Origin of the sequence: Mesorhizobium sp. M7D.F.Ca.US.004.03.1.1 (assembly GCF_003998635.1) — a bacterium.
Lineage (GTDB): Bacteria > Pseudomonadota > Alphaproteobacteria > Rhizobiales > Rhizobiaceae > Mesorhizobium > Mesorhizobium loti.
This window is the reverse complement of sequence record NZ_RZQG01001624.1, coordinates 1-653: the sequence shown is the minus strand read 5'-3', so window position 1 is coordinate 653 and position 653 is coordinate 1. Positions and strand designations below refer to the sequence as shown.

At 60.3% G+C, this 653-nt stretch carries 1 protein-coding gene; it reads right to left on the bottom strand.

From position 1 onward, the window contains the following. Positions 1 to 569: hypothetical protein (locus EN935_RS39130; RefSeq protein WP_164771881.1), on the bottom strand; the 569-nt coding region annotated here is incomplete at its 3' end. Positions 570 to 653 lie beyond the last annotated feature (84 nt).

Genomic DNA, 653 nt, shown 5'->3' with positions numbered 1-653 from the left:
GCATCCAGCTTGGCCGCGGCAGCGTCAGCATCGTTATTACCGAGCCATACCGGGGCGAAGGCAAACTGTACGCCGTCGCGCGCGAGCGCTTCCGAGGTCGCCTTCAGGTCGGCGGCCGATGCATAAAGTACGCGGCATTGTTCGTGCCGCACGTCCTCATACGCCTTGTCGATCGACGGGTACGAGACGGTGCTTCCCGACATGCCTGCGAAATCAGCTATCTTGCTGATGGTCGCCTCGTGCACGGCTGCGTTGCCGTCAACGACGGTGCAGATCCGGTCGGACGAACTCGACAGCAGGATGCCTCCATATCCCTCACGCGTTCCGGACGACACCTCTTCTGCGACCTTCAAGGCCAGCGCCTGATCCGAATCCATGCGGGCCTTGATGTCTTCGAAGCGGATAGGATCGAACACGCGAATCGTCTTGGCCTCCATCGCCTCGAGATAGGCCGCCTGAAGCGTTGGCGGGGCCTCCAGGAAGGTTTTTCGCTGAACAAGGAAGAGATCAGCGCTTTCGAGGTCGTTTGCCCCACAGTCCGAACTGACGTTTATCGCCTTGCCGCCCATCGGATCGATGGCTTCGAGGAGTGCCCTGTCCAAGGCTGACGTCCTCTTTAGTCCGAGCAAGCAGATCCACGCCTGGTTCTTCGT